The sequence below is a fragment of the Phenylobacterium sp. genome (assembly GCF_041913825.1).
Lineage (GTDB): Bacteria > Pseudomonadota > Alphaproteobacteria > Caulobacterales > Caulobacteraceae > Phenylobacterium.
This window is the reverse complement of sequence record NZ_JAYSEO010000029.1, coordinates 1-13,677: the sequence shown is the minus strand read 5'-3', so window position 1 is coordinate 13,677 and position 13,677 is coordinate 1. Positions and strand designations below refer to the sequence as shown.

Annotated in this window: 18 protein-coding genes; 11 read left to right on the top strand and 7 right to left on the bottom strand. The window is 71.2% G+C overall.

Annotated features, from left to right (window positions below; translation table 11 throughout):
• Window position 1 precedes the first annotated feature (1 nt).
• Window positions 2-1,258, bottom strand: coding sequence for an MFS transporter (locus tag ACE3Q8_RS19755; RefSeq protein WP_374472153.1), 1,257 nt, complete (start codon window positions 1,256-1,258; stop codon window positions 2-4).
• Window positions 1,259-1,474: 216 nt separating this feature from the next.
• On the opposite strand from ACE3Q8_RS19755, the gene ACE3Q8_RS19750 reads away from it, so the two are divergent.
• From ACE3Q8_RS19750 to ACE3Q8_RS19720, 7 genes are all read left to right on the top strand, one after another.
• Entirely contained in the window at window positions 1,475-1,987 is a 513-nt protein-coding gene (locus tag ACE3Q8_RS19750) for a GNAT family N-acetyltransferase (protein ID WP_374472151.1), read from the top strand.
• A 73-nt stretch (window positions 1,988-2,060) separates the two neighbouring features.
• Window positions 2,061-2,621: a DUF1285 domain-containing protein gene (locus ACE3Q8_RS19745; protein ID WP_374472149.1), complete on the top strand. Its 561-nt coding sequence runs from the start codon at window positions 2,061-2,063 to the stop codon at window positions 2,619-2,621.
• The gene (locus ACE3Q8_RS19740; protein ID WP_374472148.1) at window positions 2,618-3,265 is read left to right on the top strand and encodes a CoA pyrophosphatase; all 648 of its coding nucleotides are present in this window, start codon (window positions 2,618-2,620) and stop codon (window positions 3,263-3,265) included. The genes ACE3Q8_RS19745 and ACE3Q8_RS19740 overlap by 4 nt, the downstream gene beginning before the upstream one ends.
• Window positions 3,258-3,536 carry a hypothetical protein gene (locus tag ACE3Q8_RS19735; protein ID WP_374472147.1) on the top strand — a complete coding sequence of 93 codons (279 nt, stop codon included), beginning with the start codon at window positions 3,258-3,260 and terminating at the stop codon, window positions 3,534-3,536. The genes ACE3Q8_RS19740 and ACE3Q8_RS19735 overlap by 8 nt, the downstream gene beginning before the upstream one ends.
• A complete protein-coding gene (locus tag ACE3Q8_RS19730) occupies window positions 3,533-4,783 on the top strand; it encodes a CCA tRNA nucleotidyltransferase (protein ID WP_374472146.1) in 1,251 nt (416 codons plus the stop codon). Before ACE3Q8_RS19735 ends, ACE3Q8_RS19730 begins: the two co-directional genes overlap by 4 nt.
• Window positions 4,780-5,481, top strand: a complete 702-nt coding sequence (locus tag ACE3Q8_RS19725) for a type 1 glutamine amidotransferase (protein ID WP_374472145.1) — start codon at window positions 4,780-4,782, stop codon at window positions 5,479-5,481. The genes ACE3Q8_RS19730 and ACE3Q8_RS19725 overlap by 4 nt, the downstream gene beginning before the upstream one ends.
• A 57-nt stretch (window positions 5,482-5,538) precedes the next feature.
• Complete coding sequence (locus ACE3Q8_RS19720) at window positions 5,539-5,661, top strand: hypothetical protein (protein WP_374472143.1); 123 nt, start codon at window positions 5,539-5,541, stop codon at window positions 5,659-5,661.
• Between the two features lie 5 nt (window positions 5,662-5,666).
• Here the strand turns inward: ACE3Q8_RS19720 and hemF are convergent, their stop codons facing one another.
• Window positions 5,667-6,545, bottom strand: a complete 879-nt coding sequence (gene hemF / locus ACE3Q8_RS19715; protein WP_374472141.1) for an oxygen-dependent coproporphyrinogen oxidase — start codon at window positions 6,543-6,545, stop codon at window positions 5,667-5,669.
• Window positions 6,546-6,555: 10 nt separating this feature from the next.
• Window positions 6,556-7,029, bottom strand: a complete 474-nt coding sequence (locus ACE3Q8_RS19710) for a tRNA (cytidine(34)-2'-O)-methyltransferase (protein ID WP_374472139.1) — start codon at window positions 7,027-7,029, stop codon at window positions 6,556-6,558.
• A 205-nt stretch (window positions 7,030-7,234) separates the two neighbouring features.
• Between ACE3Q8_RS19710 and petA the strand changes: the two genes are divergently transcribed.
• The 3 genes from petA to ACE3Q8_RS19695 are packed head-to-tail and all read left to right on the top strand — an operon-like array spanning window position 7,235 to window position 9,972.
• A complete protein-coding gene (gene petA / locus ACE3Q8_RS19705; RefSeq protein WP_374472137.1) occupies window positions 7,235-7,789 on the top strand; it encodes a ubiquinol-cytochrome c reductase iron-sulfur subunit in 555 nt (184 codons plus the stop codon).
• Between the two features lie 7 nt (window positions 7,790-7,796).
• Entirely contained in the window at window positions 7,797-9,116 is a 1,320-nt protein-coding gene (locus ACE3Q8_RS19700) for a cytochrome bc complex cytochrome b subunit (protein ID WP_374472135.1), read from the top strand.
• A 7-nt stretch (window positions 9,117-9,123) separates the two neighbouring features.
• Complete coding sequence (locus ACE3Q8_RS19695) at window positions 9,124-9,972, top strand: cytochrome c1 (RefSeq protein WP_374472133.1); 849 nt, start codon at window positions 9,124-9,126, stop codon at window positions 9,970-9,972.
• A gap of 64 nt (window positions 9,973-10,036) precedes the next feature.
• On the opposite strand, the gene ACE3Q8_RS19690 is transcribed toward ACE3Q8_RS19695, so the two are convergent.
• Window positions 10,037-10,816: a hypothetical protein gene (locus tag ACE3Q8_RS19690; protein WP_374472131.1), complete on the bottom strand. Its 780-nt coding sequence runs from the start codon at window positions 10,814-10,816 to the stop codon at window positions 10,037-10,039.
• A gap of 101 nt (window positions 10,817-10,917) precedes the next feature.
• Here ACE3Q8_RS19690 and ACE3Q8_RS19685 point away from each other — a divergent pair, with 101 nt between their 5' ends.
• Window positions 10,918-11,391, top strand: coding sequence for a hypothetical protein (locus tag ACE3Q8_RS19685; protein WP_374472129.1), 474 nt, complete (start codon window positions 10,918-10,920; stop codon window positions 11,389-11,391).
• 35 nt (window positions 11,392-11,426) lie between these two features.
• Here the strand turns inward: ACE3Q8_RS19685 and ACE3Q8_RS19680 are convergent, their stop codons facing one another.
• The 3 genes from ACE3Q8_RS19680 to ychF form a co-directional block, all read right to left on the bottom strand.
• Window positions 11,427-12,107 (bottom strand): dienelactone hydrolase family protein, encoded by a 681-nt coding sequence (locus ACE3Q8_RS19680; protein WP_374472127.1) that lies wholly within the window; start codon window positions 12,105-12,107, stop codon window positions 11,427-11,429.
• A gap of 4 nt (window positions 12,108-12,111) precedes the next feature.
• Complete coding sequence (locus ACE3Q8_RS19675) at window positions 12,112-12,783, bottom strand: dienelactone hydrolase family protein (RefSeq protein ID WP_374472125.1); 672 nt, start codon at window positions 12,781-12,783, stop codon at window positions 12,112-12,114.
• A 16-nt stretch (window positions 12,784-12,799) separates the two neighbouring features.
• On the bottom strand, window positions 12,800-13,677 hold an 878-nt coding region (gene ychF, locus ACE3Q8_RS19670; RefSeq protein ID WP_374472123.1), incomplete at its 5' end, for a redox-regulated ATPase YchF.

Sequence of the window (13,677 nt, the reverse complement as noted above, 5' to 3'; positions counted from 1 at the left end):
GCTATTCGAGCCGATCCGCCTTCCGCAAGGCGGGAAACAGCCAGGCCCAGAGCACGGTGACGCCCATGGCGCCGACCCCGCCGAACACGGCCGCGCCGATCGGGCCGAGCAGCCGGGCGACCACGCCGCTCTCGAACTCGCCGAGCTCGTTGGAGGCGCCGATGAACACCGAGGACACCGCCGCCACCCGGCCGCGCATGTGGTCGGGCGTGACGAGCTGGACCAGCGTCTGGCGGATGTAGACGCTGAGCATGTCGGCGCCGCCGAGGACGGCCAGGGCGGCGACCGACAGCCAGAGCGCGCTGGAAAGGCCGAAGACCACCGTGGCGGCGCCGAACAGGAACACCCCGCCGAACATGTAGAGGCCCGCCTTCTGGCGGATCGGGTTGGCCGCCAGCCAGAGCGCCACGGTGGTGGCGCCCACCGCCGGGGCGGCGCGCAGCACGCCGAAACCCTCGGCGCCCACGTGCAGCACGTCGCGGGCGAACACCGGCAGGAGGGCCGTGGCGCCGCCCAGCAGCACGGCGAAGAGGTCGAGGCTGATGGCGCCGAAGACGATCTTCTGGCGCCAGACGTAGGAGAGGCCCTCCTTCATGAGCTGCCAGCGCGAGCCCGGCTGCACCTCGGGCTTGGCGTTGCGGCGGATGGCGAACACGCAGGCCGCCGCGCCCAGGTAGAGGAAGAAGGTGGTGGTGTAGGCGTGGGCCGGGGAGACGGCCACCAGCAGGCCGCCGACCGCGGGGCCGGCGATGGAGGCGGTCTGCCAGGCCAGCGAGTTCCAGGCGATGGCGCGCGGCAGCAGGGCGCGCGGCACCAGCATGGGGCCAAGCGCGGTGTTGGCCGGGGCGAAGAAGGCGCGGCTGGCGCCGAACAGGGCGGCCACGCCCAGCAGCAGCGGCGCCGAGGCCTCGCCTCGCCAGGTGGCGACGGCCAGCGTCAGCACGCTGGCCACCTCGCCCGTCAGGCACAGGAGCAGCACCTTGCGCCGGTCGTAGCGGTCGGCGGTCTCGCCGGCCGGCAGGGTCAGCAGCAGCACGGGGATGAAGGCCGCGAGCCCGATCATGCCCACCAGGAAGGCGCTCTCCTCGACCGAGCGCGTGTGGCGGGCGAGCACGTACATGTGCCAGCCCATGGCCACGGACTGGATCTGGGCCGCGAAACTGCCGAGCCAGCGGGTCGCCCAGAAGAACAGGTAATCCCGCTCCCGGAGGAGCGCGCGGGCGGAGGGGACCTGGTCCAGCGGGGTCTCGGACGACATGCGCGCGCGACCCTGCCCTGAGCCGCCCCGCCCCGCAATGGCGTTGACGCGCGGGGCAGGGGGTCCTATTTGCGCCGCTCTACGGACGGTCAGGGAAGGGCCCGACCATGCAACTGCGACGACGCCCGCGCGCCCGCGCGTAATGAACCCTTCGCAGGTGAGCGGCATTGTAGCGCTCCCTGCGGCGTCGCAGTCCCGCCCGCAAAGCCGAGGCCCATGTCCGTACAGTTCGCCCCGCCGTCGCCGTCGCTCGTCCTGAAATCCGAAGAGATCGCGGATGCCGCCGCCATCGAGGCGCTGCTCGACCGCGCCTTCGGACCCGGCCGCTTCGTGAAGTCCTCCGAGCGCGTCCGCGAGATCGCCGACTTCGCCCCGGAGCTGTCGTTCTGCGCGTTCGACGGGGAGATCCTGCTGGGCACGGTGCGCATGTGGCGCGTGCGCGTGGGCGGCCAGGCGGTGACCTTCCTGGGCCCTCTGGCGGTGGACCACGAACAGCGCAGCGCCGGCGTCGGCGGCCAGCTCGTCCAGCGCGCCTGCGACGCGGCCAGGGCGGCCGGCGACGCCTGGGTCGTGCTGGTGGGCGATCCCCCGTACTTCGAGCGCTTCGGCTTCTCGGCGGTGGACGCGACCGGGGTGCGGATGCCCGGCCCGGTGGACCAGAAGCGCGTCCTGGCGCTCCGGCTGCAGGCCGGCGCGCCGGTCCCGGCGGGCGAGTTCGGGCCCGTCTAGGGCGCGGCTCGCGGAAAAGGCCAGGGCGGCCGGATCGCTTGAGGCGACGCAGGCGCGCGCCTACCTTCCCGGGATGGCGGATGTTCAGGACAGCAAGGCGCTGGATCGCGTGGCGGAGGCCGCCGGCGCGGCCGGCAAGCGCGGCCTGCCGCCGGTGCACCTGTGGAACCCGCCGCATGTGGGCGAGATCGACATCGTCATCCGCCGCGACGGGACCTGGGTCCACGAGGGCGGGGTGATCGGACGCGAGGCGCTGGTGCGGCTGTTCTCCACCATCCTGCGCAAGGACCCGGACGGCGTGTACCTGGTGACCCCCGTCGAGAAGCTGAAGGTGCGGGTCGAGGACGCGCCCTTCGTGGCCGTGCGCGTGGACCGCGACGGCGAGGCCCTGCGGTTCACGACCAACGTCGGCGACGAGGTGGAGGCGGGGCCCGACAATCCCATCCGGGTGGAGATCGGGGCCGACGGCGAGCCCCGGCCCTATGTCCACGTGCGCCGCGGCCTCGAGGCGCTGATCGCCCGGCCGGTGTTCTACGAGCTGGCCGACCTCGCCGAAGAGCGGACGACGCCGGACGGGCCCGTCCTGGGCGTCGGCTCGCGCGGCGCCTGGTTCCCCATCGGACCCGCCCAGTGAACGCGACGGCCTCCCCCGACGACCTCCGCGCCTGGATCTCCCGCCACCTCGACCCGCTGGAGGCGCGCGATCCGGCCAGGGGCGTGACGCGCTCGGACTTCGACCTGACGCCGGGCGGCTGGTCGCCGCCGGACGAGCCGCTGACGCCCGCCGCGGTGCTGGTGGGCCTGGTGGAGCGCGAGCAGGGCTTCTCGGTGCTGCTCACCCGCCGCTCGGAGACGCTCCGGCGGCACACCGGCCAGATCGCTCTGCCGGGCGGCCGCCAGGACCCCGGCGAGACCCCCTGGCAGACGGCGCTGCGCGAGGCCGAGGAGGAGATCGGGCTGCACCCGAGCTACGTCTCCCTGGCCGGGCTCTCGACGCCCTACCGGACCGGCACGGGCTATCTGATCACCCCGGTGGTCGGCTTCGTGGCGCCGGGCTTCACCCTGCGGCCCAACCCGGACGAGGTGGCCGACATCTTCGAGACGCCGTTCGGCTTCCTGATGGACCCCGGCAACCACGAAGAGCACGAGCGCGAGCTGCCCACCGGCGAGAAGCGGCGGTTCTACGCCATGACCCACGAGAACCGGTTCATATGGGGCGCGACGGCCGGGATGCTCAGGGCGCTCTACGACCGCCTCTACGGCGCCGCCGTTGCTTAGGGTCTTCCTGTTCCGGGCGGTGCTGATGGCGCTGCCGTTCGTGGCCTGGTTCGTCTGGAAAGCCTGGGCCGAGCGGAACGGTCGGCCGATGGGCGCGACGCCCTGGGCCTGGCTCTCGGCGGCGGGCCTGGTGCTGGTCGGCCTGTCCTTGCTCGCCACGCCGCTGTTCCATAGGGACAACCGGGGCGAGGTCTATGTGCCGGGCGAGGTGACGTCCGACGGCCGCGTCAGCCCAGGTCACTACGAGCAGCAGGTACCGGACCCCAGATGAGCGAGACGATCGGCCAGCGCCCCTGGATGACCGCGCCCGAGACCGTGCGGGTGCTGGACGCGCTGGAGGCGGCCGGCGGGGCCGACTGCGCCCGGTTCGTCGGCGGCTGCGTGCGCAACACGGTGATGGGCCGGCCGATCAACGACGTGGACATCGCCACCACCCTGACGCCGGACCAGGTGACGAAGGCGCTGGAGGCCGCCGGCGTCCGCGCCGTGCCCACCGGCGTCGAACACGGCACGGTGACCGCGGTGGCCGACCACAAGCCCTTCGAGGTCACGACGCTGCGCCGGGACGTGGAGACCGACGGGCGCCGGGCGGTGGTGGCCTTCACCACCGACTGGATGGAGGACGCGATGCGGCGCGACTTCACCCTGAACTCGCTCTACGCCTGCCGCGACGGGCGGGTCTTCGATCCCACCGGCCACGGGGTGGCCGACGCCAAGGCCGGGCGGATCGTCTTCGTGGGCGACCCGGAGCAGCGGCTGCGCGAGGACCACCTGCGGTCGCTGCGGTTCTTCCGGTTCCTGGCCTGGTACGGCAAGGGCGAGCCCGATCCGGCGGCCGTGGCGGCGATCCGCGCCTGGAAGGACCATGTGGGCAAGCTCGCGGCCGAGCGGATCTCCAGCGAGCTCCTGAAGCTGCTGGCCGCCGACGATCCGCGCGCCGCCGTGCGGCTGATGGACGACACCGGCGTGCTTCCGGTGGTGCTGCCGGGGACCCTGAACTTCGCCCGCTTCGAGGGGCTGGTGGAGATCGAGAGCGAGCAGCTCTTCGAGGCCGACGCGGTGCTGCGGCTGGCGGCCCTGCTGCCGGACGACCAGATCGCCGCCCACCAGACGGCGGAGCGGCTGCGGCTGTCCAACGCCGAGCGCGACCGGATCGTGGCGGCGGTGGCGCCGACCCCGGCGTTCAAGAGCTGGATGAGCCCGCGGGAGATCCGCCGGGCCGTCTATCGTCTCGGCCCCCAGGCGTTCCGCGACCGCGCCAAGCTCGCCTGGGCGCAGGCGAACCGCACGGCGGTGGCGCCGCAGTGGCGGGGGATGATCGCGCTGGGCGAAGGCTGGAGCCCGCCGCCGTTCCCGATCAGCGGCGAGGACGTGCTGACGTCCGGCGTGCCCAAGGGGCCGCTGGTGGGCGAGGTGCTGCGCGAGGTGGAGGACTGGTGGATCGACCACGACTTCCTCGACGACAAGCTGTCGGCCATCGAGAAGCTGAAGGCCGTGGCCCAGGGGATGGTCTATTGAAGCTCGGCGTCCTCAAGACCGGCCGGCCGCCGAAGCCGGCGATCTCGCAGTTCGGGACCTATCCCGAGATGTTCATGCGCCTGCTGGGGCCGGACGCCTACGACTGGCGGATCTATGCCGCCGACGAGGGCGAGCTGCCCGCCAGCCCCACCGAGTGCGACGGCTATATCGTCACCGGCTCCGCCTGTGGGGTGTACGACCCCGAGCCCTGGATCGGCGAGGCCAAGGCCTGGCTGCAGGCGGCGCGCGGCCAGGCGGCGCTGGTGGGCGTCTGCTTCGGCCACCAGCTCATGGCCGAGGCCTTCGGCGGCAAGGTGATCAAGTCGCCCAAGGGCTGGGGCGTGGGCGAGCACGAATACGAGGTGCTGAAGCCGCGGCCGTGGATGGACAGCGCTCAGGCGATCCGCCTGCCGGCCTCGCACCAGGACCAGGTCGTCGAGCTGCCGCCCGGCGCGGAGATCATCGCCGCCAGCGAGTTCACGCCCATGGGCGCCCTGGACTACGGCGACCGGGCCATCTCCATCCAGCTCCACCCGGAATTCGAGCCCGCCTACGCCGTCGCCCTGATCGAGCACCGGCGCGGGGACCGCTACACCCAGGAGCAGGCGGATGCGGCCATCCACACCTACGGCCGGCCGGACGACCGGGCGCGGGTGGGCGGCTGGATCCGAAATTTCCTTGAGGATGCAACAGCCTAGCCGGCTTCCGAGTTGAGGGCTCCATGGGCGCGGAGGCGCGCCCTCGGAGGCTCAAGAATGACCCGGACCTGGCAGACCCTGATCATCGCGGCCAGCGCCGCCGCCGCCCTCGCGATCGGACTGGGCGCCCAGGCCGGCGCGCTCGATCCGGCCGCCACGGCGGTCGTCGCCCAGCGCTGAGCGCCTCAGGGCCAGGCCACCAGCGGCGGCATGGACGACAGGATGGTGTCGACGTTGCCGCCGGCCTTCAGGCCGAACATGGTCCCGCGGTCGTAGAGCAGGTTGAATTCCACGTAGCGGCCGCGGCGCACGAGCTGCTGCTGGCGGTCCTGCTCCGTCCAGGGCTCGGCCATGCGGTGGCGCACGATCTTCGGATAGACGTCGAGGAACGCCTCGCCCACCGCGCGGGTGAAGGCGAAGTCCTTCTCGAAGTCGCCGGTGTTGTGCCGGTCGTAGAAGATGCCGCCGATGCCGCGCGGCTCGTTGCGGTGCGGCAGGAAGAAGTACTCGTCGCACCAGGCCTTGTAGCGGCCGTACCAGTCCGGATCGTGGGCGTCGCAGGCGCCCTGCATGGCGGCGTGGAACAGCACCGCGTCGTCGGCCTGCTGGCTGCGCTGCTCGTCCAGCATGGGGGTGAGGTCGGCCCCGCCGCCGAACCAGCTCTCCGCCGTGGAGAGGAAGCGGGTGTTCATGTGCACCGTCGGCACCCGCGGCGAGCGCGGGTGGACGATCAGGCTGATGCTGGCCGAGACGTAGGATGGATCCTGGTCGGCGCCCGGCATCTGGGCGGCCATCTCGGGGCTGAAGCGGCTGGTGGCCGCCGAGGTGTGGATGCCGGCCTTCTCGAACAGCCGTCCGGCGAGGTGGCCGCCGATTCCGCCGCCGACGCCGGTCTCCCGCGTCCAGGGCCGCGTCTCGAAACGGCCGGGCGCGCCGGGGTAGAGGTCCTCCGGCGCCTCGTCCTCGAGCTGTTCCAGGGCGGCGAAGATCCGCGTCTGCAGGCCTTCGAACCACGCCTTCGCGCGCTCGCGCCGTTCGAGGATTTCGGGGGGCAGGCTGGACATGGGCCGCTTGCTAGCCGGTTCCCGCGGGGCTTGGAAAGCCATTCGTCTGACGGAGCGCCTCGCCCAGGGCCAAGGCGGCGGCCGTGACGACGTTCAGCGAACGGGCGCCTGGCGAAAGGGGAATGTAGAGCCGCGCATCGGCGGCCGAATGCACCTCGTCGGGCGCGCCGGCGCTCTCGCGGCCGAACAGGAGTCTGTCGCCGGGCCGGAAGGCGAACGCCTGGTAAGGACTGGCCCCGCGGGTGGTGAAGAGCACGATCCGCCCCTGCGCGCAGCGGGAGTCCTGGAGGAAATGCGACCAGCTACTGTGACGCTTCGTCTCGGCGCGGGCCGCGTAGTCCATCGCAGCCCGGGCCACGGCGCGGTCCGAGAGCGGGAAGCCGCAGGGCTCTATCACGTCCACCGGGACCCCCAGACAGGCGCCCAGTCTTAGGGCGGCGCCGAGGTTTTGCGGAATGTCCGGTTGAAAAAGGGCCAAACGCATTCTAAGCGAACCGCCACGGGATAGGCCGGGGCTTGATACGACGAATCGTTGGGGTGTTTGCGAGCATTCGCAAACGGTTCGGCGAACGCATCCTGCCCCAACGCCTGACCCGGCGAGCGGCCCTACCAGAACCCCTGGTCGGGCCCAAAAGGCTGGGCGCCCTTCGCTTGGTACCAGGGCGTCCGAATTCGAAGGGTAGCTTTAGGTGGCCGACACCGTCGTGGGCGCAAATCCCGATCCGCACGCTCCGGGCGAAGACCCGAGCCGTCGCGACTTCATCCACATCGCCGCTGGCGCGGCCGCGGCCGGCGCCGTGGGCGCGCTCGCCTGGCCGTTCATCGACCAGATGAACCCGTCCGGCGACACCCTGGCCCTGGCCTCGGTCGAGTTCGACCTGAACAAGGTCACCCCCGGCCAGCAGGTGGTGCTGAAGTGGCGCGGCAAGCCGCTGTTCGTGCGCAACCGCACGCCGGCCGAGATCGCCGCGGCCATCCGCGACAATAACGCCTCCATGCCCGACCCGCAGCCCGACGAGGCGCGGCACAAGCCCGGCAAGCCCGAGTGGCTCGTCCTGATCGGCACCTGCACCCACCTGGGCTGCGTGCCGACCTTCGGCGGCGGCGACTACGGTGGCTGGTTCTGCCCGTGCCACGGGTCGCACTACGACACCTCCGGCCGGATCCGTAAGGGCCCTGCGCCGCGGAACCTGCAAGTTCCCGAGTGGGACTTCCTCACCGACACCACGGTCAAGATCGGCTGATCCAGAGATGAGCGGACATTCCACTTACGAGCCGAAGACCGGCTTCGAGCGCTGGCTCGACATGCGGCTGCCCATCATCCGCATGGCGCATGACACGGCGCTCGCCTTCCCGACCCCGAAGAACCTGAACTACTGGTGGACCTTCGGCGGCATCCTGGCCGTCATGCTGGTCGTGCAGATCGTCACCGGCATCGTGCTGGTGATGCACTACGTCCCGCACGTCGACTACGCCTTCAACTCGGTCGAGCGCATCATGCGCGACGTCAACTTCGGTTGGCTGATCCGCTACATGCACGCCAACGGCGCCTCGATGTTCTTCGTGGCGGTCTACATCCACATCGTCCGGAACCTCTACTACGGGTCCTACAAGGCCCCGCGGGAGATCCTCTGGATCCTGGGCTGCATCATCTACCTGCTGATGATGGCCACCGCCTTCATGGGCTACGTGCTCCCCTGGGGCCAGATGAGCTTCCACGGCGCGGTGGTGATCACCAACCTGCTGGGCGCCCTGCCGATCGTCGGCGAGCCGATCACCACCTGGCTGTGGGGCGGCTTCGCGGTGGACAACCCGACCCTCAACCGCTTCTTCGCCCTGCACTACCTGCTGCCGTTCATGATCGCGGGCGTCGTCGCCCTGCACATCTGGGCGCTGCACGTGCCGGGCAACAACAACCCGACCGGCGTGAACGTGAAGTCGGCCGAGGACACGGTGCCGTTCCACCCGTACTACACGGTGAAGGACGGCTTCGCGATCGCGGTGTTCTTCATCATGTTCGCCAGCTTCGTGTTCTATAACCCGAACATCCTGGGTCACGCCGACAACTACATCCCGGCCAACCCGCTGGTGACGCCGTCGCACATCGTGCCGGAATGGTACTTCCTGCCGTTCTACGCGATCCTGCGGGCGGTCCCGGACAAGCTGGGCGGCGTGCTGCTCATGTTCGGCGCCATCGGCGTGCTGTTCGTCCTGCCCTGGCTCGACACCTCGAAGGTGCGGTCCATGCGCTACCGCCCGACGGCGCGCTGGTACTTCTTCATCTTCCTGGTGGCGGCCCTGGTGCTCGGCTTCTGCGGCGCCAAGCTGCCGGACGACCCGGTGATCCCGGGCCTGGCGAGCTTCACGCTCTTCGACGCCAAGCTGAACAGCTACGTCTGGCTCAGCCGTATCGCCACCCTGTACTACTTCGCCTACTTCGTCGTGATCCTGCCGATCCTCGGCCTGACCGAGACCCCGCTGCCGGTCCCGGACTCGATCTCGGCGCCTGTCCTGTCGCACTCCGCCACCACGCCCGCGGGCGCCGTGGCTTCGCCTGAAAAGAGGGGTTGAGCCTAAGATGCTGCGCAAAGTTTCCGCGCTCGCGGCGTTTGGGCTTGCCCTGATCACGGCCGCCCCGGCGTTCGCCGCCGCCCACCCGGAAAAGCCCCACGACGTGAAGTGGGGCTTCGAGGGGCCGTTCGGCCGGTTCGACAAGGCCCAGCTTCAGCGGGGCTACAAGGTCTATCGCGAGGTCTGCGCCTCGTGCCACGCGATGAACCTGATGTACTTCCGGAACCTCGGGCAGAAGGGCGGGCCCTTCTACGACCCGAAGTACCCGAACCCGAACGACAACCCGTACGTGAAGGCGCTGGCCAACGACATCCAGGTCGGCGACATCGACTCCGAGACCGGCGACGCCGTTCAACGTCCGGCGACCTCGGCCGACCGGTTCCCCTCGCCGTTCCCGAACGAGGCGGCGGCGCGGGCTTCCAACGGCGGCGCCCTGCCGCCGGACCTGTCGGTGATCGCCAAGGCGCGCTCGGGCGGGCCGCAGTACATCTACTCGCTGCTGGTCGGCTACGAGAACCCGCCTCCGGGCCTGACCGTCCCGCCGGGCCAGCACTACAACCCGTTCATGCCGGGCGACGTGTCGGCCTTCTACAAGGGCGACCACGGCCATGTGCCGCCGGGCGGCTTCCTGGCCATGCCCCCGCCGCTGGGCACCGACAAGGTGACTTTCGACGACGGCACCAAGTCCACCGTGCACCAGCAGGCCATGGACGTGACCGCCTTCCTGACCTGGGCCGCCGAGCCCAAGATGGAAGAGCGCAAGCAGTTCGGCTTCGGCGCGATGATCTACCTGCTGATCCTCACGGTCCTGCTGTGGTTCAGCTACCGCCGGATCTGGCGCAACGTCGCCCACTAGGGGCGGCTGCCGAGACGAGACACGGGAGGGCCCCGGCGCAAGCCGGGGCCCTTTTCGCATGGGCTCAGGAGGCGGGCTGGAGCCGCAGCTCGCCGGCCGGGAAGTCGAAGCGCACCCGCCAGCGGGCGAGCACCGGCGCGCCCAGGGCGCCGGCGACCGAGTCGGGCGTCGGGTTCATCAGGCCGGCCGGCACGTCGGCGAGCAGCGCGTCGCCGAACGACAGCGCGGCGAGCCGCGGCCGCAGGACCCCGTACGGCAGGAGCTCTCCCGGCGTCGCGGCCCCAGGAGCAGCCGCAAGGGCCTCGGAGAGCCGCACCGGGGCGTCCAGCCCGGTGGAGAGCACGAAGGGGCCTCTGAGCGCCGTGGAGCCGTCGGAGGCCCCCGCCAGGGCCACAGGGCGGCCCTCCGCCCAGGCGAGGTCCAGGCGCTGGCCCGGAAACGCCGGGGCGCGGCCGGGCCGAGACAGCCGCACGCGGCAGGGCGCGAAGCTCACGTCCACCACCTGGTCCTTCAGGACGTCGGCGCCGATCACCCCCGCCACCGGCGTCGGAAGGAGGCCGGTGCGCACGTCGAGGTCGGCGACGGCGACGGGCAGCCCCGTGAGACGCACCCCGGCCAGGAGCACGTCTCCGGTGACCTGCGGGCCGGCGTAGCCCATCTCCTGGGCCTGGGTCTCGGCAAGCGTCGTGCGCGGCTCGCCGGTATCGAGGATGTAGTCGCCGACGAAGCCGGCCACCTGGGCGGTCACCACCACCATGCCGTTCTCGTACCAGCAGGCCGCCTCGCCGGCGGCGGCGGGCAGGGCAGGGGCGCCGAGCGCCAGGGCGAGGAGGGCGGCCTTCACGAGGGCAGAGCATAGCCAAGGCGCAGGCGCCCGGCGAGCCGGCGGGCGCGGAACGGCCGTGGCGCCTTACGCCTGCCGCATGGCGCGCCAATATGGAGCCGATGGCCTACACGCGCGCCTGGACCAACTTCAAACGGATGCAGGACGTCAGCGTGGCGGCCGCCTCGCTGATCTACGCCGGCGCCGTCCTGCACGCCTTCCAGCGGCTGCCAGGCGGGCTCGCCCTGATCGCCGAGCGGACCCTCGTCTGGCCTGCCGCCTTCCTGTTCTTCTCCCTCGCCCTGCCGCTGTCGATCGGCCCGTTCCGGCGGCCGCTGGCGCGCTACGTCTGGATGAGCTTCCAGGCCGGCTTCGGGCAGACGGCGGGCTCGGTGCTCACCGGGGTCGGGCTTTTGGCCGGCGCGGCGCTGTTCATGTACTGGCAGGTGGCCGGCGCCTCGAACGGCGGGCGCTATCCGGCCGGCGTGTTCTCCGGCTACGCGGCCGGCATCGGCATCCTGGCGGCCCAGGCCGCGCTGGTGCGAGTGCTCGAACGCGCGCCGGAGGTGCGCAAGGCGATCGAGCGGCGGGAGTAGCGGCAGGGCCCCTCCCCACGGGAGAGACCGACGCCTCACATCTCCCCGCGCCCCACGCCGTTGAGGGCGAAGAGCTGCAGGGTGCGCAGGCGGGCGAGGCGGGCGCTGTCCTCGTGGTAGTCGGCGCGGCGGTCGGAGTTGAAGCCGTGGCCGGCCTCGTAGAGGTAGATCGGCAGGTCCGGGTGCTTCTCGCGGATCTCGTCCACCTTCTCCATCGGGATCGAGGCGTCCGTCTTGCCGAAGTGCAGGATGGTGGGACACCGCGGGGTCTCGTCCACCAGCTCGCTGATCCGCCGGCCGTAGAAGGCCGAGGCCGCCGCCACGCCCTGGCAGCGGCAGGCGACCAGCCAGGTCGCGGCCCCGCCCCAGCAGTAGCCGGCGACGAAGACCGGCGCCTGCAGGGCGTCGATGGCCGCCTGGGCGTCGCCGACCACCTGCTCCCAGGCGGTCGCCTGCGAGTACTGCACGCCCTTCTGGATGGCGTCGGGGCTGTAGTCCGCCGCGAAACCGGGCTCGAGCCGGTCGTAGAAGGCCGGGGCGATCACCTCGTAGCCGTCCTCGGCGAAGCCGTCGCAGAGCTCGCGGATGTGGTCGGTGATCCCGAAGATCTCCTGGATCAGCAGCAGCCCGCCGCGGCGGGCGTCGGCGGGCTTCGCATGGTAGGCGGAGACCTCGAAGCCGTCGTAGCGGCTGGTCAGGCGGATCGTCTCGCCCATGGGCTCAGGCCCGGTCGAAGAGTTCGAGGGTGCGGTGGCGGGCGAGGTCGGCCGCCTCGGCGTTGTACCGCTCGGGGCTCTGGTTGTTGAAGCCGTGGCCGGCGCCCTCGTAGATGTGCACGGGCACGTCGCTGTGGTGCTGGGCGATGGCGACCGCCACCTCGTCCGCGTCGATCCCCGGGTCCGTGCGGCCGAGGTGGACGAGCGTCGGGCACTTCGGCGTTTCGGCGGCGAACGTCTTCACCAGGCTGCCGTAGTAGCTGGAGGCCGCCGCGACGCCGTCCAGGCGGCAGGCGGAGAGCCAGGCCAGCGAGCCGCCGTAGCAGTAGCCCACCACGCAGACCTTTTCGCCGCGGGTCTTCAGGAAGTCGCGGCAGGCGGCGATGTCGGCCAGGGCCTGGTCGAGCGGCGTGGCGCGGGCGTGGGCCACGCCCGCCTGGATGCCCGCGTCGTCGTGCTCGGCGTGGAAGTCCCGCTGGCGGCGATCGAAGAGCGCCGGCGCGATCGCCTCGTAGCCCATCTTCGCCCAGCGCTCGACGTCGGCTCGGATGTGCCGGTCGATGCCGAAGATCTCCTGGATGACCACCACCCCGCCCTTGCGGGGGGTGAAGGAGGGCTCGTGGTAGGCGGTGAACTCGAAGCCGTCGGCTCCTGCGATCTTGATCGTCTCGCCCATCTCGCCCCCTTCAGGATCACACGTTGAAGCGGAAGTTCATCACGTCGCCGTCCTTGACGACATACTCCTTGCCTTCCGACCGCAATTTTCCCGCGTCGCGGGCGCCCGCCTCGCCGCCCAGGCGGACGTAGTCCTCGTAGGCGATGGTCTCGGCCCGGATGAAGCCCTTCTCGAAGTCGGTGTGGATCACGCCGGCCGCCTGCGGGGCGGTGTCGCCCTTGTGGATGGTCCAGGCGCGGGCCTCCTTCGGACCAACGGTGAAGTAGGTCTGCAGGCCGAGCAGGTGGTAGGCCTCGCGGATCAGCTTGTTGAGGCCGGGCTCGGTGAGGCCGAGGGTCTCGAGGAACTCCGCGCGCTCCTCGGGATCCAGCAGGGCGATCTCGCTCTCGATCTGGGCGGAGATGATCACGTGGTCGGCGCCGTCGCGCTTCGCGCGCTCGGCCACGGCGGCGGAGAGCTCGTTGCCGGTGGCGGCGGAGGCCTCGTCGACGTTGGAGACGTAGAGCGCCGGCTTGGAGGTGAGGAGCTGGAGCATCCGCCAGGCCTTCTCGTCCTCGGCGGCGACCTCCGCCTTGCGCGCCGGGCGGCCTTCGTTCAGGTGGCTGAGCGCGAGCTGCACGAGACGAAGCGTCTGGGCGCTCTCCTTGTCGCCCGTCTTGGCGCGCTTCTCGAGGTTCACGACCCGCTTCTCGAGGCTCTCGAGGTCGGCCAGCATCAGCTCGGTCTCGATGGTGTCGAGGTCGGCCAGCGGGTCGATCTTGCCCTCCACGTGGGTGATGTCGTCGTCGATGAAGCAGCGGGCGACGAAGGCCACGGCGTCGCAGTCGCGGATGTTGGCCAGGAACTGGTTGCCCAGGCCCTCGCCCTTGGACGCGCCGCGCACCAGGCCGGCGA